Origin of the sequence: Arthrobacter sp. UYEF36 (genome assembly GCF_040547025.1) — a bacterium.
Classification (GTDB): domain Bacteria; phylum Actinomycetota; class Actinomycetes; order Actinomycetales; family Micrococcaceae; genus Arthrobacter.
Window position 1 is genome coordinate 1 of the sequence record NZ_JBEPOX010000004.1, and the last position, 25,460, is coordinate 25,460.

Annotated in this window: 23 protein-coding genes; 8 read left to right on the top strand and 15 right to left on the bottom strand. The window is 65.4% G+C overall.

Annotated elements, in window-relative coordinates; all coding sequences use genetic code 11:
• Positions 1-182: 182 nt before the first annotated feature.
• Positions 183-1,469 (bottom strand): MFS transporter, encoded by a 1,287-nt coding sequence (locus ABIB29_RS07835; protein WP_354171598.1) that lies wholly within the window; start codon positions 1,467-1,469, stop codon positions 183-185.
• A 22-nt stretch (positions 1,470-1,491) separates the two neighbouring features.
• Positions 1,492-2,730 carry a M20 metallopeptidase family protein gene (locus ABIB29_RS07840; RefSeq protein ID WP_354171600.1) on the bottom strand — a complete coding sequence of 413 codons (1,239 nt, stop codon included), beginning with the start codon at positions 2,728-2,730 and terminating at the stop codon, positions 1,492-1,494.
• Between the two features lie 137 nt (positions 2,731-2,867).
• Between ABIB29_RS07840 and ABIB29_RS07845 the strand changes: the two genes are divergently transcribed.
• On the top strand, positions 2,868-3,902 hold the full coding sequence (locus tag ABIB29_RS07845; protein WP_354171602.1) for an Lrp/AsnC family transcriptional regulator: 1,035 nt from the start codon (positions 2,868-2,870) through the stop codon (positions 3,900-3,902).
• A gap of 40 nt (positions 3,903-3,942) precedes the next feature.
• Here the strand turns inward: ABIB29_RS07845 and ABIB29_RS07850 are convergent, their stop codons facing one another.
• The 8 genes from ABIB29_RS07850 to glyA all read right to left on the bottom strand — a co-directional run bounded on the left by ABIB29_RS07850 (position 3,943) and on the right by glyA (position 13,095).
• A complete protein-coding gene (locus ABIB29_RS07850) occupies positions 3,943-4,080 on the bottom strand; it encodes a hypothetical protein (RefSeq protein WP_354171604.1) in 138 nt (45 codons plus the stop codon).
• Between the two features lie 243 nt (positions 4,081-4,323).
• Positions 4,324-5,220 (bottom strand): formyltetrahydrofolate deformylase, encoded by an 897-nt coding sequence (purU, locus tag ABIB29_RS07855; protein WP_354171606.1) that lies wholly within the window; start codon positions 5,218-5,220, stop codon positions 4,324-4,326.
• Between the two features lie 3 nt (positions 5,221-5,223).
• Positions 5,224-6,597, bottom strand: a complete 1,374-nt coding sequence (locus ABIB29_RS07860; protein WP_354171608.1) for an L-serine ammonia-lyase — start codon at positions 6,595-6,597, stop codon at positions 5,224-5,226.
• Positions 6,597-7,232, bottom strand: a complete 636-nt coding sequence (locus tag ABIB29_RS07865) for a sarcosine oxidase subunit gamma (RefSeq protein ID WP_354171610.1) — start codon at positions 7,230-7,232, stop codon at positions 6,597-6,599. Before ABIB29_RS07865 ends, ABIB29_RS07860 begins: the two co-directional genes overlap by 1 nt.
• The gene (locus ABIB29_RS07870; RefSeq protein WP_354171612.1) at positions 7,225-10,182 is read right to left on the bottom strand and encodes a sarcosine oxidase subunit alpha family protein; all 2,958 of its coding nucleotides are present in this window, start codon (positions 10,180-10,182) and stop codon (positions 7,225-7,227) included. Before ABIB29_RS07870 ends, ABIB29_RS07865 begins: the two co-directional genes overlap by 8 nt.
• The gene (locus tag ABIB29_RS07875) at positions 10,179-10,523 is read right to left on the bottom strand and encodes a sarcosine oxidase subunit delta (protein WP_354171614.1); all 345 of its coding nucleotides are present in this window, start codon (positions 10,521-10,523) and stop codon (positions 10,179-10,181) included. Before ABIB29_RS07875 ends, ABIB29_RS07870 begins: the two co-directional genes overlap by 4 nt.
• Before the next feature lie 14 nt (positions 10,524-10,537).
• Positions 10,538-11,758 carry a sarcosine oxidase subunit beta family protein gene (locus ABIB29_RS07880; RefSeq protein WP_354171616.1) on the bottom strand — a complete coding sequence of 407 codons (1,221 nt, stop codon included), beginning with the start codon at positions 11,756-11,758 and terminating at the stop codon, positions 10,538-10,540.
• On the bottom strand, positions 11,755-13,095 hold the full coding sequence (glyA, locus tag ABIB29_RS07885) for a serine hydroxymethyltransferase (RefSeq protein WP_354171618.1): 1,341 nt from the start codon (positions 13,093-13,095) through the stop codon (positions 11,755-11,757). The genes ABIB29_RS07880 and glyA overlap by 4 nt, the downstream gene beginning before the upstream one ends.
• Positions 13,096-13,346: 251 nt before the next feature.
• Here glyA and ABIB29_RS07890 point away from each other — a divergent pair, with 251 nt between their 5' ends.
• From ABIB29_RS07890 to ABIB29_RS07900, 3 genes are all read left to right on the top strand, one after another.
• Positions 13,347-14,744, top strand: coding sequence for an MFS transporter (locus ABIB29_RS07890; protein ID WP_354171619.1), 1,398 nt, complete (start codon positions 13,347-13,349; stop codon positions 14,742-14,744).
• Between the two features lie 56 nt (positions 14,745-14,800).
• A complete protein-coding gene (locus ABIB29_RS07895; RefSeq protein WP_354171621.1) occupies positions 14,801-16,057 on the top strand; it encodes an aminopeptidase P family protein in 1,257 nt (418 codons plus the stop codon).
• A 69-nt stretch (positions 16,058-16,126) separates the two neighbouring features.
• Positions 16,127-16,957 (top strand): IclR family transcriptional regulator, encoded by an 831-nt coding sequence (locus ABIB29_RS07900; RefSeq protein ID WP_502915577.1) that lies wholly within the window; start codon positions 16,127-16,129, stop codon positions 16,955-16,957.
• 22 nt (positions 16,958-16,979) lie between these two features.
• Here the strand turns inward: ABIB29_RS07900 and ABIB29_RS07905 are convergent, their stop codons facing one another.
• A complete protein-coding gene (locus ABIB29_RS07905) occupies positions 16,980-18,539 on the bottom strand; it encodes a PucR family transcriptional regulator (RefSeq protein ID WP_354171625.1) in 1,560 nt (519 codons plus the stop codon).
• A 107-nt stretch (positions 18,540-18,646) separates the two neighbouring features.
• On the opposite strand from ABIB29_RS07905, the gene ABIB29_RS07910 reads away from it, so the two are divergent.
• Entirely contained in the window at positions 18,647-20,182 is a 1,536-nt protein-coding gene (locus tag ABIB29_RS07910) for a purine-cytosine permease family protein (RefSeq protein WP_354171627.1), read from the top strand.
• A 16-nt stretch (positions 20,183-20,198) separates the two neighbouring features.
• Entirely contained in the window at positions 20,199-21,002 is an 804-nt protein-coding gene (locus ABIB29_RS07915; RefSeq protein ID WP_354171629.1) for a creatininase, read from the top strand.
• Between the two features lie 315 nt (positions 21,003-21,317).
• On the opposite strand, the gene ABIB29_RS07920 is transcribed toward ABIB29_RS07915, so the two are convergent.
• Both ABIB29_RS07920 and ABIB29_RS07925 read right to left on the bottom strand, forming a co-directional pair.
• Positions 21,318-22,136: a CPBP family glutamic-type intramembrane protease gene (locus tag ABIB29_RS07920; protein WP_354171631.1), complete on the bottom strand. Its 819-nt coding sequence runs from the start codon at positions 22,134-22,136 to the stop codon at positions 21,318-21,320.
• Positions 22,133-22,645, bottom strand: a complete 513-nt coding sequence (locus ABIB29_RS07925) for an MFS transporter (RefSeq protein ID WP_354171633.1) — start codon at positions 22,643-22,645, stop codon at positions 22,133-22,135. Before ABIB29_RS07925 ends, ABIB29_RS07920 begins: the two co-directional genes overlap by 4 nt.
• Before the next feature lie 45 nt (positions 22,646-22,690).
• On the opposite strand from ABIB29_RS07925, the gene ABIB29_RS07930 reads away from it, so the two are divergent.
• A complete protein-coding gene (locus tag ABIB29_RS07930; protein ID WP_354171635.1) occupies positions 22,691-22,981 on the top strand; it encodes a hypothetical protein in 291 nt (96 codons plus the stop codon).
• A 5-nt stretch (positions 22,982-22,986) separates the two neighbouring features.
• On the top strand, positions 22,987-23,199 hold the full coding sequence (locus ABIB29_RS07935; RefSeq protein ID WP_354171637.1) for a DUF4913 domain-containing protein: 213 nt from the start codon (positions 22,987-22,989) through the stop codon (positions 23,197-23,199).
• Positions 23,200-23,584: 385 nt separating this feature from the next.
• On the opposite strand, the gene ABIB29_RS07940 is transcribed toward ABIB29_RS07935, so the two are convergent.
• Together ABIB29_RS07940 and ABIB29_RS07945 are read right to left on the bottom strand one after the other, a co-directional pair.
• A complete protein-coding gene (locus ABIB29_RS07940; protein ID WP_354171638.1) occupies positions 23,585-23,737 on the bottom strand; it encodes a hypothetical protein in 153 nt (50 codons plus the stop codon).
• Positions 23,738-23,840: 103 nt separating this feature from the next.
• Positions 23,841-25,265 (bottom strand): glycoside hydrolase family 32 protein, encoded by a 1,425-nt coding sequence (locus ABIB29_RS07945; RefSeq protein WP_354171640.1) that lies wholly within the window; start codon positions 25,263-25,265, stop codon positions 23,841-23,843.
• Between the last annotated feature and the right edge of the window lie 195 nt (positions 25,266-25,460).

Here is a 25,460-nt window from a genome sequence, read left to right on the forward strand (position 1 = left end):
CACCTTCTCGGGGTTTTTTTTTTTTTCTGTCTTGTAAAACACTTTCTGGGGCCTGTGTTCTTGTTTTTTTTTCACCCCCCGGGCGCGGGGCCCCCCCCCCGGGGGGGCCCCCCCGGACTCGGGAGGCGATGTTGAAGCATACCGCCGCATGTGGCGGGGACCCATACCCCGGGGAACCCCGTCTAGTGCGTCAGATCCTTGCCCTTGGTCTCCGGGATGGTGAAGACAAACAGCGCGCTGACGATCAGCAGGACCACGGCGTACACGTTGAACACGTTGGACAGGCCGATGGTGCCCAGCCAGGTCTGCAGGTATGGGGCGGTCCCGCCGAATACCGCCACGCAGATGGAATACGGCACGCCGACGCCGATGGTCCGGATGCTCGTGGGAAACAGTTCCGCATAGACGGCCGGAACGATCGCGGCGCTGGCGGCGATGAAGATCAGCATCACGGACATGCCGACGGCCAGCTGCCAGGCCGAATCCTTCAGCAGCCAGGTCATGGGGAAGTGCATAACGGCACTCCCGATAGCTCCGGCCCAGAGCACCTTCTTGCGGCCGATTCGGTCGGACAGTTTGCCCCAGAAAGGCAGGGCAGCGATGAATACGATGTTGGCGACGACGCTGGCCCAGAGGGTTTCACCGCGGTCGATCTTCAAAACGGTCGCGGCGTAGCTCGGCGCCACAACGCCCCAGATGTAATAGATCACGGTGAGACCCACCGTCAGCCCGACGACCTGGAGGGCCTGCTTGCGGTGCGTCACGATCTGCGGCCAGATCGGCGCGCGCTTCTCGGAGGCGGTCTCGCCTTCGAAGGCCTCGGTCTCGTGCAGTTTGGAGCGCATGATCAAGGCGTACAAACCCAGGACGGCACCGACCAGGAACGGAACGCGCCAGCCCCAGGCGTTCATGGCCTCGGTGCTCAAGGTCATGTTCAGGATGGCGCCCAGCAGGGTGCCGGCCAGGATTCCCGCCGTGCCCGAGGTGTAGATCAGCGTGGCCCACAGCCCGCGCTTCTCTTTCGGGGCCACTTCGGAGAGATACGTCTGCGACGACGGCAGCTCGCCACCGTGGGCCAGGCCCTGGATCAGCCGGGCGACCAGGAGCGTCAGCGACGCCCAGACTCCGACGGTGGCGAAGGACGGCGCGACGCCGATCATGAGGCTGCCCAGCGACGCGAGGCCGACGGCGAGGGTCATTGACGTCTTGCGGCCGATGCGGTCGCCGATCCAGCCGAAGAGAAATCCGCCGACCGGCCGTGCAACGAAGCCAACGGCGAAGATCGCCAGCGTGGCCAGCACCGCCGAGGCGGGATCCGCTTTGCTGAACAGCTGGCTGGCGATGAAGGGCGTGAATGTGGCGTAGATCGCCCAGTCGTACCATTCGACGGCGTTTCCGATGCCGGTACCGAGGAGGGTCTTCCGGGTGGCCGCCCGGCTGGCGCGCTGCGGGTCAACGATGGTGGTCATAATTTTCTCCGGAGAAGTAGGTCTAGGAAGCGAGGGACGTGGGAGTGACCGCGGCGAGGGTCGCGATGCGGGCAATGGCAAGCTCGGCGTAGAGCGCTGCGCCGTCGGCGAGGACGCCGTCGTCGAACGTGGCGTAGGGGGAGTGGTTGAAAGCGGTGGACGTGTGGTCCGCTTCCGGCGCGACGGCGCTGAGACCGATGAAGGTGCCCGGCACCTCCGCCATCACCCGGGAGAAGTCCTCGGATCCGCTGAGGGGGGTGGCCCAGCGGGTCAACCGGGACTCCCCGAACAGGCTCTGGATGATTTTTTCGGCGGTGAGGGTCTCGTTCTCGTCCGTGATGCTCAGCGGGTATTCGGCGCGGTATTCGACGTCCACCTCCAGACCGTGGGCGTGGGCGATGCCCTTCAGGAGCATGGGGACGGCGGACATCATCCGTTCGCGGGAGGCGTGGGAGAACGTCCGGACGGTAGCTTCGATGCGCGCCGATTCGGGGATGACATTTTTTGTGGTGCCTGCGTGCAGGACGCCGACGGTCAGAACTACCGGGTCGAACATGTTGAACTGCCGGGTGATCATGACCTGCAGCGCGGTAACCATCTCGGCGGCCGCGGTGACGGGGTCCTTGGCCGCGTGCGGGGCGGAGCCGTGGCCGCCGGCGCCCAGGACCGTGATGAACAGCCCGTCCGAGGCACTCAGCATCACGCCCGGCTTGGTGGCGAACTGGCCGTACGGCTCCAGGGAGGAGAAGACGTGCATGCCGTAGGCGGCGTCCGCGCGCCGGCCGGCCGCGTCCAGGACCCCCTCGCGGATCATGTGCCCGGCGCCGTCGTAGCCCTCTTCGCCCGGCTGGAACATCAGGACGACGTCGCCGGCCAGTTGCTCGCGGCGTTCGGCCAGCAGGGTGGCCGCCCCGGCCAGCATCGAAGTGTGGAGATCGTGCCCGCAGGCGTGCATGGCGCCGTCGACCCTGGAGGAGTAGCCGACGCCGGTGCGCTCCTGGACGGGGAGGCCGTCCATGTCCGCGCGCAGCAGGACAACAGGTTTGTCGGCCGAAACGTGCGGTGCGCCGCCGCGCAGGACCGCGGTGACCGACGTCGTGGTCTCGCCGAGCGTGATTTCGTACGGCAGGCCGTCGAGGGCTTTGAGAACTTTCTCCTGGGTGCGGGGGAGGGCCAGGCCGATCTCCGGCTCCTGGTGCAGCTCGTGGCGCAGCCGGGTGATCTGGCTGTGCAGTTCCCTCGCATCGGCGGTGACCGACATATGTTTCCTCTTCCCGAACGTTTGGTAAGTGCTAGGACCAATTGTGGAGTGACTGGAGTCACACGGGATAAAATGTCTGGAAACGTGCAGAACTATGATGGCTAATACAGGAATAGTTCATTTCAGGAGGGCATTCGGTGGAGATCAGTGAGGAAGACCTTCAGCTGATCAACGCGCTGCAGATTGCGCCGCGGATCAGCTGGTCGGACGCCGCCGGCATCCTGGGCGCCCACGCGACCACCCTGGCTGCCCGCTGGGAACGGCTCAAGGCCTCCGGTGTGGCCTGGACTACGGCCCATCTGATGGGCGATCCGAAGCAGATGTGCCTGGCGCTCGTGGAGGTGGACTGCGAAATGAAGCTCCGCGACGACGTCACAGCCGCGCTGGCGGCCATCCCGGAAGTGGTCACAGTGGAGGAAGCCGCCAGCAACCGTGACCTCATGCTGACGGTCATCACGCCCACCCTGGCCCACTTCAGCGACCAGGTGATGCCGCAATTCAGGAAGATTCCGGGCCTCACCAAGTACCAGACGTCGCTGTGCACGCGGCTGCACTCCGGCGGTTACGCGTGGCGGCTGAACGTCCTGGACAAGTCGCAGAAAGCGGCGCTCCAGGCGCTGGCCGGGCCCGAGGCCTCCGGCCCGACGCCGGCCGGAAACCAGGGTGCGCCACTGCCGCAGAGCCACCTGGACCTGATCCCGTTCCTGGCCAGGGACGGGCGGGCGGCGGCTGCGGACATCGCCCGCGCCCTGGGACGCAGCCCGGCCACAGTCCAGAGGCAGCTGAACCGGGTGCTGGCCAGCCAGGTGCTCTCGTTCCGGTGCGAAATCGCGCAGAAACATTCGGGCTATCCCGTGTCCTGCCAGTGGTTCGCCAACGTTCCGCCCGGCCAGCATGAGGCCGCCGCTGCCGAGCTGCGTACCTTCCGCAACATCCGGCTCAGTGCCTCCACCACCGGCCGCACCAACTTTGTGATCCTGATGTGGCTGCATTCCCTGGCGGACGTTCTGAACGCCGAGCAGGCACTCCAGCTGCGGATCCCCGGAATCGAGCTTGTGGAAAGCGTGGTGGTGCTGACCGCCGCCAAGCGGGTCGGCTGGATGCTGAACCCGGATTCAACTGCGACCGGCGCCGTCGTTGTGCCCGCGGCCGAGCTGGCGCCCACGGCGTGAGGGCCGGATCGCGCTCCTGCCCGTGGAAGGCGTCTGGGGCCTAGTTCTTCTTCCAGTGCTTCGGCCACTTCACGTTCAACAGCAGCAGCCCCAGCAGGAGCGAGTCAATGGTCATGATGGCGGCCATGAGGTAGGCCCAGCCGATCATCATGGATTGCTCACCGCCGATCGGCCGCACGAAGTGTGGGGGTGCATCCGAATGCCCATGACGATCTCCTGACCTGGTATCCCCCCAGACACTCGATAGTCGTCCCAGTGTGCCACGGCGGCGCCCCGGAGGGAACGGCATGGGCAGATGAGGACCCGCTGCGCTCCTGCCCAGTTACTTTCTTGCGACACGGCCAGCGCCCGGCGTGTCCTGGGGAAAACGCCGGGCTCCTGCGCTGCGTCGGCCAGTAACTGGGCTGGAACGCGGCGGGAACTACCGCAGCACGACTGTCCTGTTGCCCTGCAGGATCACGCGGCCTTCGCAGTGCCAGCGCACGGCGTTGCTGAGCGCCTTGCATTCGGTGTCGCGCCCGGCCGCGACCAGGTCTTCCGGCCCGTAGGTGTGGTCCACCTCCACCACCTGCTGGGAAATGATGGGACCCTCATCCAGCTCCGCGTTGACGTAATGCGCGGTGGCTCCCACAGTCTTCACGCCGCGGGCGTACGCCTGGTGGTACGGTTTGGCACCCTTGAAGCTGGGCAGGAACGAGTGGTGGATGTTGATGGCCCGGCCGTCCAGCTTGCGCGTAAGTCCGTCGCTGAGGACCTGCATGTAGCGGGCCAGGACCACCAGTTCGACGTCGAACTCGTCAATGAGCTCCAGCAGCCGGCCCTCCGCCTCGGGCTTGGTGGCGGCGGTGACGGGCACGTGGAAGAACGGGATGCCGTGCCATTCGACGAGCGTCTGGTGGTCCGTGTGGTTGGACACCACCGCCACCACCTCGATGGGGAGTTCGCCGATCCTGGCGCGGAACAGCAGGTCGTTGAGGCAGTGCCCGAACTTGGACACCATGATCAGCACGCGGCGCTTGGAACCGTGCGGCTCCAGACGCCAGCCCATCCCGAAGCGCTCCGCCACCGGGGCGAAAGCCGCCCGCAGGGTGTCCGCGGTGGCCGCATCGCCGTCGGACGCGAAGTGCACGCGCATGAAGAAGTGCTTTTCGGAGCGTTCGCCGAACTGCTGGTTGTCGATGATGTCACAGCCGTGTTCCAGCAGGAAGCCGGAGACGGCGTGGACGATGCCCGGGGACTCCCGGCAGTCGAGCGTCAGGACATGCTCCACTGTGGTGGCCGGCTGGGGAAGGGCAGTTTCAGCTTCGATGGCAGTCATGGCTCAGCACTCGACCACATTGACGGCGAGGCCTCCGCGGGAGGTCTCCTTGTATTTGGTTTTCATGTCCGCTCCTGTCTCACGCATGGTTTTGATGGCTTTATCCAGCGCCACCTTGTGGCTGCCGTCGCCGTGCAGCGCCAACCGCGCGGCGTTGATGGCCTTCACGCTGGCGATCGCGTTCCGTTCGATGCAGGGAATCTGCACCAGGCCGCCGACGGGGTCGCAGGTCAGCCCCAGGTTGTGTTCGATCCCCACCTCGGCGGCGTTCTCCACCTGTTCGGGGGTACCGCCCAGCACCTCGCACAGCCCGGCGGCCGCCATGGAGCAGGCAGAACCCACCTCACCCTGGCAGCCCACTTCCGCGCCGGAGATGGAGGCGTTGATCTTGAACAGGATTCCGACGGCGGCGGCGGCCAGCAGGAAGCGGACCACGCCGTCGTCGTCGGCTCCCGGAACAAACTTGACGTAGTAGTGCAGCACCGCGGGCACAATGCCGGCCGCGCCGTTGGTCGGGGCGGTAACAATGCGCCCGCCGGCGGCGTTCTCCTCGTTGACCGCGAGGGCGAAGAGGTTCACCCACTCCATGGCCCGGAGCGGATCGGTGACGCCGGTGTCCGCCGTCAGGGTGTGGAAGAGCGACGGCGCCCGGCGCCTGACGTTCAACCCGCCGGGAAGGATTCCTTCCGCGGCGCAGCCGTTGTCCACGCACTGGCGCATGACCGCCCAGAGTGCCAGCAGCTTCTCCCGCAGTTCCGCTTCGCTGCGCCAGATGAGTTCGTTGGCGAGCATCACGTCGGAGATGGACATGCCCTCCCGCTTACAGATGTCCAGGAGCTCGTCGGCCGTCGTGAAGGGGTAGGGCAGCACGGTGTCGTCCGGCACCACCTGGTCGCCGGCTTCGGCATCGCCGTCAACCACGAAGCCACCCCCAATGGAATAGAAGCTCCGCTCGCTGAGGACGGCACCGGCGTGGTCCAGCGCCCGGAAAGTCATGCCGTTGGGGTGGGCCGGCAGGGACTTGCGGCGGTGCAGCACCACGTCCTCGTCCCAGTTGAAGTCCACCCGGTGGTCCCCGCCGATCCGAAGTTCGGCATCCAATGCAGCGGCCGCGACCTGGTCATCGGCGGTTCCCGTGTCCACCGTGTCCGGGTCCTGGCCCTGGAGGCCCAGGACCACGGCCTTGTCCGAACCGTGGCCCCGCCCGGTGGCGCCGAGGGAGCCGAATAGTTCGGCCTGCACCCTGGTGGTGGCGCTCAGCTTCCCGTCGCTTTTCAGTGCGTCGGCGAACCGTTTGGCCGCCCGCATCGGGCCGACCGTGTGGGAGGAGGACGGCCCGATGCCAACAGAGAACAGATCCAGGACGCTGAGCGCCATTAGGGGACCTCGGGGGACGCGTATTCGCGCATGGCATCGAGGAGCCAGCGGCCGAGGAACTCCGCAAAGGATGCCCGTGGGAAGATCCGGTATTCCTCCTCTGCGGTCTTCCACAGGACGGCGGGGATGCCGCCGATTTCCGTGGACAGCGCAGTTCCGGTCTTGAAAACGCGGGGGTGCAAGTCCAGGGAGCAGCCCTTCTCCAGGACGGCCCGTGCCCGCGGACCGGAGAGTTCGAACGTGGTGCGGTTGGCGGAGAGATCCACCACTTGGCCGGCGCCGTCTCCCAGTGCCTCCACCAGCGCACGGGGAAGCTCGCCGCCCAGGCTTTCGTGGGATTCCGCGGGGGCCACGAGCAGGAATTCTGCCGGGCCCAGCCACAGCACCGCGGTCCCGCCGCTGCCGCGGACCTCCCCTGACGCGGAGGGCAGGCCACCCGTCAGGGTGCCCAGCCGTTCCCCGGCGTCGCTGCCCGGTTCGACCCGGAGTCCCGCCATGGTCAGGAACGGCACCTCGCGCAGCTCCACGGTGCCCGTCACGGATCCCGCTTCAAACGCTGCCTTCAGCGGCGACGCGGGGCTCTGCCGGAGGGTCTGGATTTTCTTGGAATTTTCGAGTGCTGCAGTGTCAGCCATCTTTGCGGGTCCCTTCAGAGTCAAAAAGTACGGTTTCGGCAACAACGACGTCCACCAGCTGGTCCCCGGCGGCGGCCACCAGGGTTTCGCCGATGCGGTTGCGGCCGTTCTTGATCAGGGCGAGGGCGAACGACCGTCCCAGCGCCGCGCTGTGGTAGCTCGAGGTCACGAATCCCTGCATGGGCACGGGGCCGTAGGCAGGGTTGACGGTGATGCCCTGCTCCACCAGCTGGGTGCCTTCGGGCAGCCGGATCGTGCCGTCCACGGGAAGGACGCTGACCAGGTGCTTCCGGTCGGTGCGGCCGGCGTCCTGGCGGGCGTAGGACCGTTTGCCGATGAAGTCCTTGACCTTGGAGACGACCCATTCCATGCCGGCGTCCTGCGGGGTCACGGTCCCGTCGGTGTCCTGGCCGACGATCGGGTACCCCTTCTCCGCCCGCAGCACGTGCATAGTTTCGGTGCCGTAGGGGGTGATGTTGAATTCCGCCCCCGCAGCGGCCACAGCTTCCCAGGTGTTCAGCCCGTACCAGGACGGGATGTTGATTTCGTAGGCCAGTTCGCCGGAGAACGAGATCCGGCAGATCCGGGCCCGCACGCCGGAAGCGAGGGTTGTTTCCTTGAACGTCATGAACGGGAACGCCTCGGCGTCGAGGCCGCCGTCGGCCGCCAGATCCGGGGCCAGCTTCGCCACGACGGCGCGGGATTTCGGTCCGACGACGGCGATGGTGGACCACTGCTCCGTGACAGAGGTGCAGTGCACGTCCAGGTCCGGCCATTCGGTCTGCAGCCATTCCTCCAGCCAGTCCAGGACCTTTGCGGCGCCGCCGGTGGTGGTGGTCATGAAGAACCGGTCTTCATCCAGGCGGAGGGTAACGCCGTCGTCGAAGACCATCCCGTCCGGGGTGCACATGACACCGTAGCGGGCCGAGCCCGGAGCGAGCTTCTTGAACGCGTTCGTGTAGATGCGGTTCAGGAACTCGCCCGCGTCCTTGCCGCGGATCTCGATCTTGCCGAGGGTGGTGGCGTCCATGAAGCCCACCGATTCCCGGACCGCGGCGCATTCGCGGAGGACCGCGGCGTCCATGTCCTCACCGTTCTGCGGGTAGTACCAGGGCCGCTTCCACTGCCCGACGTCCTCGAAGAGGGCGCCCTGGGCCACATGCCACGGTTGGATGGAGGTGAGGCGGGCCGGGTCGAAGAGTTCCCCGCGCTGGCGACCGGCCAGGGCAGCGAACGCCACGGGCGTGAACGGCGCGCGGTACGCGGTGGTGCCGATTTCCCCGATGCCCCGGGACGCTTCGCCTGCCTGACGGAGTGCCGCGGCGATGACACCGATCGCGTTCACCCCGGAGGTTTTGCCCTGGTCGTTGGCCGTGCTGATCGAGGTGTAGCGCTTGACGTGTTCCACCGAGCGCATGCCGGCGGCGGTGGAGCGGAGGACGTCGGCCACGGACTGGTCGCGCTGGAAATCGACGAAGTGGTGGTGCCAGTCGGCCGGGCCGCCTTCCTGCCCGGGGACCAGCCAGAGCTGGCGTGTCGGGGCGGACGCAACAGGTTCGGAAAAGACCAGCGGATCGGCGACGGCGCCAGAGTCTTCAGGGTCGAAGCCGGCGGCGCCGACCGCGGCTGCACCGGCGGAGATGCCCTCGGCGACACAGTCTGCGAGCTCGAAACTGCCTCGGCCCGCACCGGCCACCTGCTGGTTGGGGACCACGCTGCTGGGCACGAACGCCGCCAGGTCATCATCCCAGCGGATCTTGCCCTGGCGCTGGGAGTGCAGGTGCACCACGGGGGACCAGCCGCCGGAGACGGCGAGCAGGTCGCAGGCGAGCTGTTCGACGCCGGAGGTGAGTTCGCCGTCGTCGTTGATGCTCCGGACGGTGACGCCGGTGAGCCCTTCCTCGCCGGTGGTGTTGGCGACGGCGCTGCCGATCAGCACCCGCGTACCGGCCGCGGCGGCTGCTGCGGCTGTTTCGCTCAGCTGCGGACGGGCGTCCACGACGGCTTCGACGCGGATGCCGGCGGCCCGGAGGTCGGCGGCCAGGGCGTAGGCGCTGTCGTTGGTGGTGCTGACGACCACGCGGGAACCGGGCGCCACGGCGTAGCGGTTGAGGTAGCTGCGGACCGCGGAGGCGAGCATGATGCCGGGGCGGTCGTTGTTTTCGAACACCAGCGGGCGTTCGTGGGCGCCCGGGGCGAGGATCACCTGGGCGGCGCGGATGTGCCAGATCCGCTGGCGGGACACTCCCGGCGCGGCCGGCGTCAGGAGGTGGTCTGTCCTGTTCTGGGCCGCGATGACGTAGTTGGAGTCGTAGGAGCCAAAGGCACTGGTGCGGTTCAGGACCGTGCACTCAGCCGCGGAGATCAATTCGGCTTCGACGTTGGACACCCAGTCCAGGGCGGGTACCCCTTCGATAGTCTCCGCGAGGGTCGGATCGGTGGAGCCGGACAGCAGCGAGCCGCCCAGCTCGGGCTGGTCGTCAAGGAGGATGACCCGGGCGCCGGAGCGGACCGCTTCGCGCGCCGCGGCCAGGCCCGCCGGGCCGCCGCCGACCACCAGGACGTCCGTGTGGACGTACTTCTTGTCGTACTCGGCGCGGTCCTCTTCGGGATCGAGCTTGCCGAGCCCGTTGAGCAGTTCGGCGCTGAGCCCGTCCACGAGGGTCACCGTGGTGGCGGGGAGCATGGATTCGGCCACGTGTCCCGGGAACCGGGCGGCGACCTTGACGAGGGCGTTGGATTCCTCGACGCCGGCGGACATGATGCCGCGCGGCCGGTCCTCGTACAGGGAGTTGCCGGCGCGGTGCTGGCCGTTCGCCAGCAGGGCGGAGGCGAGGGTGTCGCCGGGGTGGCCCGTGAATTCACGGCCATCCACGGTAAAGCGCCAGGTGACGCTGCGGTCAATGCGTCCGCCGGTGCTGAGGCGTGCGGGCTGCGGCTGAGCGGTCATTTGCTTGCTCCTTCCGGGGAAACGGGGCTGGGGAGTGTGGGGGCTGTGGTCCCCGTGGCTGCGTTTTCCTTGTCAGGGCGCGGCTGCCCCATCGGGTAGACGGCCTGGATGTCGTAGGTGACGGTGTCGCGGAGCATGTTGAACCACTGCCGGCAGCTGGTGCTGTGCAGCCAGCGTTCGGCGAAGGCGCCCTTGGTGTTGTCGCGGTAGAACAGGTACTCGGCCCATTCACGGTCGGTGAGTTCCGCCGGGTTTTCGGGGTAGGGCACGTGGGCCTGGCCGCCGTAGTGGAATTCGGTTTCGTCCCGGGGGCCGCAGTTGGGGCAGGGGATCAGGAGCATGTCCGTACCTCTTTCTAGTGGGCCACGGCGGCGGCGCCGTGTTCGTCGATCAGGGCGCCGGTTTCGAAGCGCTCGAGGGCAAAGGGTTTGTTGAGGGTGTGCGGTGTTCCGGTGGCGATGGTGTGCGCGAAGGTCAGTCCGGCCGCCGGGGTGCCCTTGAAGCCGCCGGTGCCCCAGCCGCAGTTGACGAACATGTTCTCCACCGGGGTGGTGCCGACAATGGGGGAGGCATCGAGGGTGGTGTCCACGATGCCGCCCCAGGTCCGGAGCACGTGGGCGCGGGCGAAGATGGGGAAGAGTTCGACGGCGGCTGCCATCTGGTGCTCGATGACGTGGAAGGATCCGCGCTGGCCGTAGCCGTTGTAGGAGTCGACGCCGGCGCCCATGACCAGTTCTCCCTTGTGCGCCTGGGAGACGTAGACGTGGACATGGTTGGACATGACCACCGTGGGGTGGACGGGCTCGTGGAGTTCGGACACGAGCGCCTGGAGGGGGTGGGACTGTATGGGCAGCCGGAAGCCGGCCATTTCCGCGAGGACCGAGCTGTGTCCGGCGGCGCAGAGGCCGACCTTTTCGGTGTGGATGGTGCCGCGGCTGGTCTTGACGCCCACCACGCGGTTGCCGTCTTTGAGGAAGCCGGTGACTTCGCAGTTCTGGATGATGTCCACGCCGAGTTCGTCGCATTTGCGGGCGAACGCCCAGGCGACGTGGTCGTGCTTGGCGATGCCGGCGCGCGGCTGGTAGGTGGCGCCCATGACCGGGTAGCGGATGTTGTCGTTGATGTTCAGAATGGGGCAGAGTTCCTTGACCTGCTGCGGGTCCAGCCATTCGGCGTCGACGCCGTTGAGCTTGTTGGCACCGACCCGGCGGATGCTTTCGCGGACGTCGCCCAGGGTGTGGGCGAGGTTCATGACGCCGCGCTGGCTGAACAGGAAGTCGTACTCAAGCTCCTCCGGCAGGATCTCCCAGAGCTTGAGGGCGTGCTCGTAGATCGCCGCGCTTTCGTCCCAGAGGTAGTTGGAGCGGATGATCGTGGTGTTCCGGGCCATGTTGCCGCCGGCGAGCCAGCCCTTTTCCAGGACGGCGATGTTGGTCATACCGTGGTTCTTGGCCAGGTAGTAGGCGGTGGCGAGGCCGTGCCCGCCGCCGCCCACAATCACGGCGTCGTAGGAGGACTTGGGCTCCGGGTTGCGCCAGAGGAATTCCGGGTGCTCCGGAAGCTGTTCCGTGCTCATTGTGCTGCTCCAATCAGTTCTGCCTCGAGACCGGTTTCCACGGCGCTTGCACCAAGGTGCGGGTAGAGGGGGAATTTGGCTGCGAGGGCGCTGACGCGCCGGCGGAGGCCGGCGGCGGTTTCGTCGCTGAGTTCGTTGTCGATGGCCGGGGAAGTGAGTGCGGAGGCGATGATGTCCGCCACCTCCGTGAATTCCGGGGCGCCGAAGCCGCGCGTGGCCAGGGCGGGGGTGCCGATCCGCAGCCCGGAGGAGACCATGGGAGGGCGGGGGTCGAAGGGAACGGCGTTGCGGTTGACCGTGATGCCGATCTGGTGCAGCCGGTCTTCGGCCTGCTGTCCGTCCAGCTCCGAGTGCCGCAGGTCCACTAGGACCAGGTGCACGTCAGTGCCGCCATTGACCACCGAGATCCCGGCGGCGGCGACGTCGTCCTTCAGGAGCCGGGACGCCAGAAGGCGGGCACCTTCGAGGGTGCGTTCCTGGCGTTCCTTGAACTCGGCCGACGCCGCGATCTTGAAGGCGACGGCTTTGGCCGCGATCACGTGTTCCAGCGGGCCGCCCTGCTGGCCGGGGAAGACGGCACTGTTGATCTTGCGCGCGTACTCCTCCTTGCTCAGGATCACCCCGCCGCGCGGGCCGCCGAGGGTCTTGTGGGTGGTGGTGGTGACGACGTCGGCGTACGGGACTGGGTTGGGGTGCAGCCCGGCGGCCACGAGACCGGCAAAGTGCGCCATGTCGACCATGAGGTAGGCGCCCACCAGGTCCGCGATCCGGCGGAACTCCGCGAAATCCAGCTGCCGGGAGTACGCCGACCAGCCGGCCACGATCATTTTGGGGTGGTGCTCGAGGGCCAGGGCCTCGACTTCGGCCATATCGACCAGATGGCTGTGCTCGCTCACGTGGTACGGGACCACGTTGTAGAGCTTGCCGGAAAAGTTGATGCGCATGCCGTGGGTGAGGTGTCCGCCGTGCGCCAGCGAGAGCCCCATGATGGTGTCGCCCGGTTCCAGCAGGGCAAACATGGCGGCGGCGTTGGCCTGGGCGCCCGAATGGGGCTGCACGTTCGCCGCTTCCGCGCCGAAAAGGGCCTTGACCCGGTCGATGGCCAGCTGTTCGATCACGTCCACGTGCTCGCAGCCTCCGTAGTAGCGCTTGCCCGGGTAGCCCTCGGCGTACTTGTTCGTCAGGACCGAGCCCTGTGCCTCCATAACCGAGGCGGGGGCGAAGTTCTCAGAGGCGATCATCTCGAGGGTGGACTGCTGGCGGTCCAGCTCGCGGTCAATGGCCCGGGCGACGTCGGCGTCGACGCTGGCCAGGGGTTGATTCAGGGTGCCCGTCATGGCGGCCTCTTTCGGTTCAAGGAAACAGATAGACGAATGCAACAGTGTTGCGTTGAGTGCAACTGTAGATCGCGGCCAGTGTTGCGTCAATCACTTTCTTGGCTGACGCGCCATGCGGCTTCAGCCGCGCGAGAGATCTCGTATGACTTAATGTCCCGGAAGCAAAAAGGCATTGACTGTGTCACATGTCACGCCTAGTCTGATGCAACAGCGTTGCGTTCAGTGCAACCCAAATTTTCATTGGTGGACATATGAGTAACGAACCAAACAGAGCGGCAACCATCCCGGGCCACGGCTCACTGCGGGCTCCGGACCCCGCCGAGCCACAGCCTCCGACGGCCGGCGGGTCCGGCCCGGGTGGGGAACACTCCGCGGTCAGCAGGGAGACCCGGCGCCGGGTAGTCGCTGCGAGCTTCATCGGCAATTTTGTCGAGTGGTTTGACTACGCCGTGTACGGCTACCTGGCTGTCACCATCGCGGCGGTTTTCTTCCCCGAGTCCGATCCCCAGACGGGTCTGCTGCTAACTTTCGCCCTGTTCGCGATCTCGTTTCTGGTGCGGCCCCTCGGAGGCTTTGTCTGGGGCCATATCGGCGACCGGGTGGGGCGCCGGACGGCACTTTCCCTGTCAATCCTGATCATGTCCGGAGCGACGTTCTGCATCGCACTGATACCTGGCTACGACACGATCGGCATCTGGGCTCCGATCCTGCTGCTGATAATCCGCGTGGCGCAGGGCTTCTCTGCTTCCGGTGAATATGCCGGCGCCTCCGCTTTCCTCGTGGAGTACGCCCCGGCCAACAAGCGCGGCCTCTACGCCGCCGTCGTGCCCGCAAGTACCGCCGCCGGCCTGCTCCTCGGTTCTTTGCTGGCGGGTCTTTTGACCACCCTGCTCAGCTCCGACGCAATGCAAAGCTGGGGTTGGCGCCTGCCGTTCCTTCTCGCCGCTCCGATGGGTCTGATCGGACGTTATATCCGCACCAAGCTGGAAGACACTCCGGTCTTCCGCGAGCTCGCAGCAGAGGACCAGACCATCAAGGCCCCCGTCTTTGGCCTCTTCCGCGATCACTGGCGACTGCTTCTGAAGGCTGTCGGCGCGGTGCTGCTCAACGCCGTCGGCTTCTACGTGATCCTCAGCTACATGCCGACCTATCTGTCCTCCGAGCTCGGCCTCGGGGCAACCGAATCTTTCCTCGCAACCACCATCGCGCTGCTGACGTACATCGGGTTCATCTTCCTGACCGGAATGCTCTCGGACCGCTACGGCCGTAAGAAGGTGCTCATTGCCGCGTCCGTCAGTTTCATCGTGCTGACCGTGCCTGCCTTCGCCCTGCTGGGCACCGGAGACTTCCTGGTCATCGTCCTTGTCCAGATCCTGCTGGGCGCCATGCTCACCCTCAACGACGGGACGCTCCCCAGCTTCCTGGCGGAAATGTTCCCCACCCGTGTCCGGTACAGCGGCTTCGCCGTCAGCTTCAACCTCTCCAACGCGCTCTTCGGCGGCACCGCACCCTTCATGGCCACCCTCCTCATCGCCACCACGGGCAACGACTTGGCCCCGGCCTGGTATCTCGTCGCTGCGGCCGTCATCTCCCTGGTCGCCGTCGCACTCTCCCGTGAGACCAGCAGGGAACCACTGACCCACGAATAAGCCAGTCCACTCCAACTTTCCTCACGAAAAGCACAGCACCGAAGAAAGGCACCACCATGACCACCACCACCTCCGAGAACGCCTCGTCGATTTCCGAACTGGAGCGACTTAAAGTCCTGCACAACGGACAGAAGGAAGAGCTGACCTTTTCAGATGCCGAGTTTGAACGCCGGCTGTCCGGCCTGCGTCGCATCATGGACGAGAAGAGCCTGGACGCCGTCGTCCTGACCAGCTACCACTCCATCAAGTACTACTCCGACTTTCTGTTCACCTACTTCGGCCGCTCCTACGCCATGGTGGTCACCAAGGACGACACCGTGACCGTCACGGCCAACATCGACGCCGGCATGCCGTGGCGCCGCAGTTACGGTGACAACGTGGTCTACACGGACTGGCGCCGGGACAACTACATCTTCGCCATCCAGGAGGTGCTGCGAACCCGCGGGATCAACCCTCGCCGAATCGGCGTCGAGGACGATTCGCTCCCGCTGGACAACCGCAACAAGATCCAGGCAGCCTTCGAATCGGCCACCCTGGTGGACGTCGCCCAGGCCGCCATGCGCCAGCGGATGATCAAATCGGCCGAGGAGATCGAGGTCATCAAGCACGGGGCCCGCATCGGTGATCTGGGCGGCGAGGCCATCCGCAACGCGATCACCGCCGGGATCACCGAATACGAGGTCGCCCTGATCGGCACCGAAGCCATGGTCCACGAAATCGCCCGGACCTTTCCGGACTCGGAAATCCGGGACACCTGGGTCTGGTTCCAGTCCGGCATCAACACCGACGGCGCCCACAACTGGGCCACCACGCGCAAGATCCAGGAACACGACATCCTGTCCCTGAACTGCTTCCCCATGACCTCCGGCTACTACACTGCCTTGGAGCGCACCCTGTTCTACGGCGAACCCGACGCCCGCTCCCTGGAGCTGTGGAACATCAACGTGGAAGTCCACAGGCGCGGCCTCGAACTCATCAAGCCGGGGGCGGTCTGCAAGGACATCGCCGCTGAACTGAACGAGATCTACGTGGGCCACGGACTGTTGGCCAATCGGACCTTCGGCTACGGCCACTCCTTCGGTGTCCTCAGCCACTACTACGGCCGGGAGGCCGGGCTCGAGCTCCGCGAGGACATCGACACCGTGCTGGAACCGGGCATGGTGGTCTCCATGGAACCGATGATCACCGTCCTCGACGGCCAGCCCGGCGCCGGCGGCTACCGTGAGCACGACATCCTGGTGGTCGGCGAGGACGGGGCCGAGAACATCACGAAGTTCCCCTTCGGCCCGGAATACAACATCGTGGGCGCCTGATCCCCCCAACGGACAGAGAAGCGGCGCCACGTCCCACGTGGCGCCGCTTTTCGTCCCTCGTACGGAATGATGGGAACCACCATGAGTCCAGAAGAATCCCCTGACACCAACGGAAACGGCGACACCAAAGGCACCTCCGTCATCGTCAACGCCATCGCCGTGCTGAGGTCTTTCACCGCCGACGAACCGTTGCTCGGAGTCACCGAGATCGCCAACCGGGTCGGCCTGCACAAGAGCACGGTTTCCCGGATCCTGTCCACCTTCGAGCAGGAACACTTGGTGGAACGGGACCCGGAAACGCGGCGTTTCCGCCTGGGCCTGGGCCTGATCGCCGTTGCCGGCCCGTTGCTCGCGGAACTCGAGGAACGCCGCGTGGCGTACCCGGTCCTGCGGGAGCTCACCGAACAGACCGGCGAAACCAGCGCACTCATGGTGTGGAACGGCACCGAATCGATGTGCGTGGAACAGATCGCCAGCCACCAGCAGATCAAACACACCACCCCGCTGGGAGCCCGGTACCAGGACGCCATGAGTGCGTCCGTCCAGGTCTTCCTGTCCGCCGAGCCGGCCGAGCGGGTCCGTGCCTTGCTCCGCAGCGGAGCCATCACCTATCCGGGGCTGGATGATGCTGGCCTTGACGGTTACCAGATCAAACTCAGCGACGTAGTCAGCCGGGGCTGGGCCATCAACTACGGCGAATCGTCCATCGACGAAGTCGGCGTGGCCGCGCCCGTTTACGACCACCGCGGCGACATCGTGGCCGCCGTCCTCATCCCGGCCCCCCGGTTCCGTGTTTCCCGCGAGCGGCTGCAAAGCCTGGGCGAGGCTTGCGCCTCCGCTGCGCACCAAGTCACCACGCGCCTTGGCGGACGTTCGCCCGGGAGCCCGGACCGCGGCTAGGAAGCCAGTCGGGCGGGGAAAGTCAGGCGAGCCTGGCCAGGCGGGCGGCCAAATGCAGTGCCGCCAGCCGGCCCGTGTCCCGCGGGTCACCGCCGCACAGCTCGAAAATCCGCCGCAGTCGCTGGTGCATTGACTGCCGTTCCAGATGAAGCTCGCGGGCTGCGTGGGCGGTGTTGCACCCGCAGTCCAGCCACGTGGCCAGGGTGTCGAGCAGCCGCGAATTGCGTTGTGCATCGTGGTCCAGGAGCACGCCCAGTTGCCGGCGCACGAAGTTCCGCTGTTGGTCCGGGTCCAGCGATTGAACGGCGAGACGTTCCACTGCGAATGCCTCGGCGTCGATCAAGGACCCGTGCGGTCCGCCGATTCCCGGGTGGGCATGCTCGGCGGAAGCCGCTAGCTCCAGTGTGAGCTTGGCTTCGGACAGCGACCAGGAAGCGTCCGAAATTCCGGCCACCAGGGGGCCCACGGCGGCTAGCGTTCCAGCCATCGCCGGCAGCTCCGAGAGGCCCATCAAGAGCCGCTGCCGGCTCTCTTCTGAGGCATCCCCGGCCAGGCTGGCTACGGCGAGAAGTTCGGCGTTATCGACATACGTGGCGTGGGACTGCGCCGCCCGCGCTAGATGCTGTTCCACCGACGTCCGCAGCTGTTGGGAGATATCCGACCGCACCACCAGGGCGACGAGTGGGGTGGAGACCGGAATTCCGGCAGCTGACGCCAAGTGTTGAAGCCGCCAGGGCTGGCTGCCCGAGTCGATCGCGCGGATCAGCGCAGCTCCGGCGACCTCCCGCAGTCCGGGTGACATCCGCTGCAGCATGGCCAGGGTCAGAATGTCCACGGAACGTTTGCCGGCAGTCCGGGCAAGGTTCTCGTCCTCGCCCGCCGGAACCCGGAGCAACAACTGCGCCGCAAGGATCCCGCGCACCGGAACGTCGATGTGGATCAGGCGTGTGTGTTCCTGCGGCGCAGGCGCGGACTCGGCCGTGGAGCCGGCCGCGTCGTCGGCGGTCTCAGCGTGCTCCGGCATTGCACTGGCCAGGGCAGCACCCGTGAGTGAAGCCAGGGTCACCTCAGCATGGGTGATGCCGGCGAGCACGGCCAGAATCCGGTCCAGGCTGCCTCCGTGCGCCAGCTCAACGGCCATCGCGTGGCTGGCCTCATCAGCCCTCCGCAACTGGGAAACCGACTCGCTGACCAGTGACGAGTTGATCGCCTGCATGACACTGACAAACGGCACAACCTTGCGAAGCTCGATCAGGGGAAGGCCGGCCGCCTCGGCAGCCGACACCATCGAGGACGGGAGCGACGGGAGGGCGACGCCGGTTTCGATGGCCAAGGCGGCCACGCCCCGCTCTGCCAGTTGGCGGATGTAGGTAATGCGCTGCTCCTCGGAGGCGAGAGCGAGGGCTTCCCCTCCCGTCAGCAGCAGCTCCCCTCCCTCAAGTAGCGGGGCGATGTCCAGAATCTCACTGGAGTGGATCCATCGGAGCTGGGTTCTGGCAGCGCTGCCCGCCGCCGCACGGACGATCGGATCGGCGGCTGTGAAGGTCGGGTGGTCGAGGACATCCTGAAGACGTATTGGCATGACACTCCGTCGCGTAAAGCACGTATTAACTAGACACATACTATATAGGCGAATGTGGCATGTGCCACATAATCTTGAAGGGACCCCACTTACTCACGGAGGCTCCAATGCGTGAAAACCCCCCTCAGATTTCGGCTAGCTCCGCACCGGCGATCAACGAAGACGTCGAAGCCTGGCTCCAGCCCATTCCCGAATCCCAGCGGACCCGGAAGGTCTCAGGTCAGTTCTGGATCTGGGCCGGCGCCAACCTCGCGCCGATCAACTGGGTGCTCGGCGCACTCGGCATCCACCTTGGCCTAGGTTTCGCCGACACTGTCACTGTCCTGGTTCTGGGGAACCTGATCGGCATGCTGCTCTTCGGCTGCTTTGTGTTGCTGGGGCAGAAGACGGGGGCGACCGGCATGGTCCTGGCCCGGGCCGCATTTGGCCGCCGCGGAAACTACCTTCCGGCCGCCATCCAGGCGCTGCTGGTCATCGGCTGGTGCGCAGTCAACACCTGGATCATCCTGGACCTGGTGATGGCGCTGTTCGGCACCCTCGGCTGGGTTGACCCGACTGCCCACAACTACGCCTGGAAGATCGGCGTCGCCACTGCCATCATGGCTGCGCAGGTCGCCATCGCCTGGTTCGGCTACAAGGCCATTGCGGCGTTCGAAAAGTGGACAGTGCCGCCCACCATCATCATCCTCGCCGTGATGTCCGCCGTCGCCTGGTTCGGCATGAAGATTAACTGGTCCTACGCCGGGCCTGCCGGCAACATCCTCGAAGGCTCCGAGCGCATCGCCGCGATGAGCGCTGTCATGACGGCGATCGGCATCGGCTGGGGCATTACCTGGTTCACCTACGCCGCCGACTACTCCCGGTTCGTCAGCACCGAAGTGCCGAAGCGCAAGGTCTACCTGGCCTCGGTCCTGGGGCAGTTCATCCCCGTGGTCTGGCTTGGAATCCTGGGCGCCAGCCTGGCCACCAACAGCGGCGAGATCGACCCCGGCAAACTCATCGTCCAGAACTTCGGAGTCATGGCGCTCCCGGTACTGCTGATGGTGCTGCACGGTCCGATCGCCACCAACATCCTGAACATCTACACTTTCTCCGTCGCGACGCAGGCCCTCGACATCACCATCAGCCGCCGCAAACTCAACCTCTTCGTCGGTGTGTTCTCCCTCGCCGCCGTCGTCTTCTTCATCTTCCAGGAGGACTTCGCCGCCGTCCTGGACGCGTGGCTGATCGGACTCGTAGCGTGGGTCGCCGCCTGGGGCGGGGTCATGCTGGTGCACTACTTCTGGATCGAGAAGCGTTGGCCCGGCGACCCGGCCCGCCTGTTCGACGCGGTGGGCACCAAGCGCCTGCCTGGCGTGAACCCCGCCGGCATCGCTTCCCTGCTCATCGGCATCTTCGCCACCTGGCTGTTTATGTACGGGCTTGTTCCGGCGATGCAGGGCCCGGTCGCCGTCGCCCTCGGCGGATGGGATCTTTCCTGGCTGGCCGGCGGGCTGTCCAGCGCCGCAGCCTATGCACTGATGGGCCCGCGTTTCCACCGGAAATACCTGCAGGTGCCCAGCGCCGCCGAGGATGCCCCGGTTTCCGCTCAGCCTCGCGTCAGCGACCTCTCCGCCGCCACCACCGCCCCCGTCGCCCTCTGACCAGGAGATCACCAGCATGGACAAGTCAGTGTTTCTGGAAGACCTGGACGCCTTTGCCTACCGCGAAGCCTTGGCATCCGGGGAGGCGATCGTCATCATTCCCGTCGGTTCCCTGGAGCAGCACGGCCCTCACCTTCCGCTGGGAACGGACACCATCCTGTCCTCCCACTTCGCGGAGGGCGTCGCCCGGCGGCTGGGTGCACTGGTTGCCCAGCCGATCGCCTACGGGTACAAGTCGCAGCAAAAGTCCGGCGGCGGCAACCACCTCTCGGGTACCGTCAGCCTGGATGGCGCCACCCTCGTCGGCGTGGCGCGCAACCTGATCAAGTCCTTCCTCAACCAGGGCGTCCGGCACGTGGTCTTCATCAACGGCCACTTCGAGAACTATCAGTTCCTGTACGAGGGAATCGACCTGGCCCTGGACGAGCTTGGGATTAAGCCCGGTGCAGCGCAGAGCGTGCTGCTGCTCTCGTATTGGGACTTTGTCAGCCAGGACACGCTGACGCAGGTCTACCCCGATGGCTTCCCGGGCTGGGACATCGAGCACGGCGGGGTCCTGGAAACCTCGCTCATGCTCCACCTCGAACCGGCCCGGGTTGCCATGGACCGCCTGATCGACGGGCCTGCCGCCGTCCTGCCGCGCTTCGACAGGCTGCCGGTGGTGCCGGAGCGGACACCCGCCACCGGTTGCCTGTCATCCGCCGCGGGTTCCAGCACTGCCAAGGGCGGGCTGCTGTACGAGCAGGTGGTCGGGGATCTGGCCGTCGACCTTGCACACGAACTGGTCCGTGAACCCGTGCCCGCAGTTGTTCCGGCGTAAGGCATAAGGATCCACAGGGCAATGTGATTCACACAACTCAGGCGCCGCGGAGAGACCTCCCCGCGGCGCCTTTCCTGTTCCAGGTTCCGGATCTGTTTCCGCGCACGGCGAAACTGTGCTCCTGCCCGGTTACCTCTTCGGAGCAGGCCCCTCCACGGCGTGTCGCCTGGTCTGGACCGCTTTCTTGGCCAGTAACTGGGCGGGAGCGCGGGATCCTCCGCTCACTCTGATTTGGCTGCCCGGATGAGGAAGGGGCCGCGCTCCCCATCACTGGTAAAGGTGAGCCGCGCGCCGACATAAGCGGCCCACGCGTGATCAGTACAGGAAGATCGGCAGCCAGTCGCGGTTGTGTGCGTGCACCAGCGCGAGGAACAAAACGAAGTCGAAGGTCAGGTGCACTGTCACTACATAGGTGAGGGACTTTGTCAGCTTGAAGGTGTAGCCCTGCAACAGGGCGAACGGGAACGTCAGCAGCGGCCCCCACGCCTGGTAGCCGATCTCCCAGAGAAAGGACGAGAAGATCACAGCCTGCAGGATGTTGGCCAGCCAGTCCGGGAAGTGTTGCCGCAGCAGTGCGAACGTGGTGCAGATAAAGAACAGCTCGTCCCAGATACCAACAGCGTTCACTCCGAGAAAGAGCCGCCAAAAAATGACCGGGTCGGATGCGTCCGGCCAGTTCTGGTAGACCCCGGTGCGGATCAAGTACGCGGGCAGGATGAAGTAACCGAGCAGGACCACACCGATCAGGTACAACCGCGCGGTCAACGGCCATTTACGGCCGGTGTTCACCGGAAACTGGATAATCCTCTCGCCGTAGATGTACCGCGACACCAGCCACGGCACCAGGACGGCCAAGGAGAGGGCACCACCCATGAGGACAATGTGCTGGATGCTCAAATCGGCGTTCAGCGGAACCGCGCTGATGATGACCATGCCGGCTGCGATCAGTGTGAGGTGCCGCATCAACTCGCGGTCGATGAAAGCCGCCGTGACCAGGCCTGTGGCAAGCACGCCGTAGCCAAGGGGGTCATTCTCGACGCCAAAGAGCAGCACTCCGGACAGCGAGACAAGCACCGCCGGCACCAGCTTCCAGCTGAGCGCGGTACGTGGACTTTCCGTCGAGATCGATGTCACCCCTCAAGCATGTCAGTGCCGTCCGTGGCGCGAAACGGTTGATCCCCGGAACTTCGACGGCCGCACGCACCGAAATGGTGCGTGCCGCCGTCGTTTGTCGTACCCAAGGCGACTCGCCGCCGGGCTCGGCCCGCCGTCGTCGGCTGCGGCCTCGGCGTTTCCGGGCTGTCCCGCCGTCTTAGTGTCAGAAGGACGCCTCCGAACGTCGGGCCGACAACGGCGCCCATCCCTCCGACGCCGGAGGCCAGCCCGATTGCCGCCGAGCGCATGAAGGACGGGTAGTACTGGGGCACGAAGGCGTAGGACATGTTCTTTGCCCCCATGGTGCATGCCCTGGTGATGGCCACGAGCAGCAGCAGGACCGCCATGTTGTCGGCGAACCCCAGCAAGGTCAGCGAGACTGCGGAGATCACGAACTTGGGGATGAGCACCCGTTTGACGCCCCAGTTGTCCGCGAGCTTTCCCAGCACCAGGGTGCCGATGATTACCCCCACGTTGAGGACGATCATGCAGGTCAGGCTGGGGCGCAGGGCGTACCCGCCTCCACCATCAACATGGGGAGCCAGATCGTCAGGCCGTTGACCATCAAGCAGGCACAGGAAGAAGGCCACTCAAATCATGAGCGTCCCCAGCGCGCGGCCGTTCCTGAACAGCGCCCAGGCGGGGACGAAGAGGAGCAGTCCCCGGCCGGCGGGCACGGCCACGCTGAGCCCGGACCGGAACTGGTGTACTCCAGCGCCGTGGAGTTCTTCGCTGATCTCTTCGCCCAGTCCTATGTCCCGGAAGTCAACGAGGGCGCAGCCTACGCGTGGTGCCCGAGTGGTACAAACACCCCGAAGTCCTGATTCGGATGGAAGCAATTTGGCGGGCCTGGGAACACTTACGGCTGGAGCCGGCCCTCGGGGTCAGCACCTGGTGGCTGAACCACGCCGACCCACACATGCGCGTCCTCATGGACAAGGAAGGCCCGTTCAAAAAATGCGGTTACGACGGGCACAAAACCTCGGCCCTAGACAGAACTGCACTTCCCCATAAGACCCCTGAAGCAGAAATCTTTGACTAGCACCGCTGGATGGTCACGATGGGATGAAAAGAACGAGGGAGATGCTTAAGCCTTTGCTGCCGGGACCACTGCCGGAGATGAGTCGACTTTTAGCTGTCCATGGCTGGGGTCAACTGGGTTATCCACGGCTGGAAAATTGGGAGCCGTTAGGGTAGCTCCCTCTGCAGCAGCAGCGGTTGATAACCCCCAAAGATTGTCCCCGGCTGTGGGCACCGGGCCCTGGGTTCCCCCCAAGCACCCGCAATTGTGCAACAGGCTGTTGCGCAATTGCCGAGGTAGCTCAGCGTGGCCGGCTCACAGGTTTGAATCCAAGACTGTTCGGCGGACACGTGCAGGAACTGCTTTCCGGACTCTATGTTGACGAGCTTTTCACTCCTGCCTAACGTCAGGACGGGGTGTAGTCCAGCAAGGCACCGAGCGCCGGGGCGCAATCATTCGGCATACGTAATGGAAACCCGGCGTCTATCAGCGGTTCGCCCACAACGATGACGTCAGGCGTCTGATGTACGTCGCCCTGCGCTGCTTCAAAGTACTCCATGTCTGTCTCTCGTGGAAGGTAATTCTTGGGGATGTCTGGCAGGTCATTCTGCAGACCCATACCCTGGTCTGCAGAATGACCTGCCAGGACAGTTAGGTTTGGACTATCGGGTTGCTTTGATTTCGTGAATGGTCAGGTTCCGGAAAGTGGCGGCTCCTTCATGGGCGTAAAGGCGAATACCGTTGTCGCCATGCAGAGGGAATACCCGGTGCGAGTGCACCACCCGTCCGTCTCCGATGAACATCTCCACGCTCGTAAGGTCCACGAGGATGCGGATGGTGAGTCGTCCTGTCGAAGGGTCAATCGGAGTCTGGGTTTCGCCGCCGGTTGGGTTGATGGTGGGACGCCTGTTGAGATAGGCGAAGGGGCCCCGCAGGAATGCACCGGCGGCAACATGCCTGCCGCCTCCCTGTGCACGGCATAGTTCAAGGCCAACGTTGGAAGGTGCGGAAGCGGGGTCCCAGACGAGCTCGCAGGTCAGGTCGTAAGCATGTGACCGGACCTCGAGGTCGCGGGTGCCCTTTACAACTATGTCGCCCAGGACGCGGGTGCGCTTCACATGATTTTCCAGCGCTGACGTAGGGGCGGAGACGAGGTGGTACCCACCGTCCGCCTGTTTGAGGCGGACGTCGCGCACGATCATGTCATCGCCGTTGTAGCCGTCCGTCTCAAGGGTCGGCGTGTTGTGGGGGTAGTCCCAGAAGTTCGCCCACCCGATTGCTCGGCGGAGGGTCTCATCTTCCGCACCCGACGCGTCGTGATGTGTATAAGTGACTGCTCCATAAAAGTCATAGCCATAATCGAGCCATTCGGGCTCGGGCTGATCAGGCGTGAACGATGTTCCATCGAAGGTGCCTGTCCAGTACGCGTAGGTTGCGGGCAGGCCACGGGCTTTGCCGTTGGCACTCGTGCCGAGGATCCAGTGGGAGGTGCCGTCGTCAGCGGTCATGCGGAAGATGTCAGGGCATTCCAGAAGCCCGAGATCGGTGCGTACGAACTCGCCAACGCGCCGCCAGGACTGCAGGTCGGCGGATGTGTAGAAGCCGAGCTTCTGCCCTTCGGCATTCGCCATGAACCACCGTCCGCGGTCAGCGTCCCAGATCACCTTGGGGTCGCGGAAGTCGTGCACTCCGGGGTTCGGCAGCACCGGGGCCTTACCGGCGGCCCGGAACGAGCGCCCCCGGTCCGTCGAGTACCAGAGGTACTGGGCCTGGCGGCCTTCGGGCGCCTGTGTCACGAGGGCGATCACCGCACCCTCGCCATATCCGGCGGTATTCCGCTCGTCGACCACAAGGGACCCTGACCAGCAGTCGCCGTTATCGTCGCTGAACTTCGGGATGGCGACGCCGTGGTCAGTGAAGGCGACGTGATCCGTGGTAGTCGCGCGGCGCCAGGATGTGCCTCCGCCGCCCCGCAGATAGTCAGCGTTGTACAGGTAGTAGTAGTGGTATTCCCCGTCTATGTAGATGGGGCGCTGAGGGTCGTTCTTCCAGTTGTCCGGGACGCTGAAGTGATAGGTCGGACGCATCCGGCGTGACCCTTTTGAAATTGAGTTGCTTGATGCTGGATCTGGTGTCCTGGCCGGTGCGGCTGCGGCGGATTCGGCGAACGCCGCTGAAAGTGCGAGCGATCCGCTGAGTGCCGCCGCCCCGCTTCCGGTAAGGAGTGAACGACGAGAGACCGCGGGTGAATCTTGCATGCGTTCCTGCTTCTACTTGGGCAG

What these genes read in the sequence shown, in the direction of transcription:
- ABIB29_RS07880 (WP_354171616.1), bottom strand. Translation starts at nt 11,758, where the DNA reads ATGAGCACGGAACAGCTTCCGGAGCACCCGGAATTCCTCTGGCGCAAC.
- ABIB29_RS07900 (WP_502915577.1), top strand. Translation starts at nt 16,127, where the DNA reads ATGGGAACCACCATGAGTCCAGAAGAATCCCCTGACACCAACGGAAAC.
- ABIB29_RS07945 (WP_354171640.1), bottom strand. Translation starts at nt 25,265, where the DNA reads ATGCGTCCGACCTATCACTTCAGCGTCCCGGACAACTGGAAGAACGAC.
- glyA (WP_354171618.1), bottom strand. Translation starts at nt 13,095, where the DNA reads ATGACGGGCACCCTGAATCAACCCCTGGCCAGCGTCGACGCCGACGTC.
- ABIB29_RS07905 (WP_354171625.1), bottom strand. Translation starts at nt 18,539, where the DNA reads ATGCCAATACGTCTTCAGGATGTCCTCGACCACCCGACCTTCACAGCC.
- ABIB29_RS07915 (WP_354171629.1), top strand. Translation starts at nt 20,199, where the DNA reads ATGGACAAGTCAGTGTTTCTGGAAGACCTGGACGCCTTTGCCTACCGC.
- ABIB29_RS07925 (WP_354171633.1), bottom strand. Translation starts at nt 22,645, where the DNA reads ATGATCGTCCTCAACGTGGGGGTAATCATCGGCACCCTGGTGCTGGGA.
- ABIB29_RS07860 (WP_354171608.1), bottom strand. Translation starts at nt 6,597, where the DNA reads ATGGCGCTCAGCGTCCTGGATCTGTTCTCTGTTGGCATCGGGCCGTCC.
- ABIB29_RS07875 (WP_354171614.1), bottom strand. Translation starts at nt 10,523, where the DNA reads ATGCTCCTGATCCCCTGCCCCAACTGCGGCCCCCGGGACGAAACCGAA.
- ABIB29_RS07835 (WP_354171598.1), bottom strand. Translation starts at nt 1,469, where the DNA reads ATGACCACCATCGTTGACCCGCAGCGCGCCAGCCGGGCGGCCACCCGG.
- ABIB29_RS07890 (WP_354171619.1), top strand. Translation starts at nt 13,347, where the DNA reads ATGAGTAACGAACCAAACAGAGCGGCAACCATCCCGGGCCACGGCTCA.
- ABIB29_RS07895 (WP_354171621.1), top strand. Translation starts at nt 14,801, where the DNA reads ATGACCACCACCACCTCCGAGAACGCCTCGTCGATTTCCGAACTGGAG.
- ABIB29_RS07935 (WP_354171637.1), top strand. Translation starts at nt 22,987, where the DNA reads ATGGAAGCAATTTGGCGGGCCTGGGAACACTTACGGCTGGAGCCGGCC.
- ABIB29_RS07940 (WP_354171638.1), bottom strand. Translation starts at nt 23,737, where the DNA reads ATGGAGTACTTTGAAGCAGCGCAGGGCGACGTACATCAGACGCCTGAC.
- ABIB29_RS07840 (WP_354171600.1), bottom strand. Translation starts at nt 2,730, where the DNA reads ATGTCGGTCACCGCCGATGCGAGGGAACTGCACAGCCAGATCACCCGG.
- purU (WP_354171606.1), bottom strand. Translation starts at nt 5,220, where the DNA reads ATGACTGCCATCGAAGCTGAAACTGCCCTTCCCCAGCCGGCCACCACA.
- ABIB29_RS07930 (WP_354171635.1), top strand. Translation starts at nt 22,691, where the DNA reads ATGGGGAGCCAGATCGTCAGGCCGTTGACCATCAAGCAGGCACAGGAA.
- ABIB29_RS07870 (WP_354171612.1), bottom strand. Translation starts at nt 10,182, where the DNA reads ATGACCGCTCAGCCGCAGCCCGCACGCCTCAGCACCGGCGGACGCATT.
- ABIB29_RS07865 (WP_354171610.1), bottom strand. Translation starts at nt 7,232, where the DNA reads ATGGCTGACACTGCAGCACTCGAAAATTCCAAGAAAATCCAGACCCTC.
- ABIB29_RS07910 (WP_354171627.1), top strand. Translation starts at nt 18,647, where the DNA reads ATGCGTGAAAACCCCCCTCAGATTTCGGCTAGCTCCGCACCGGCGATC.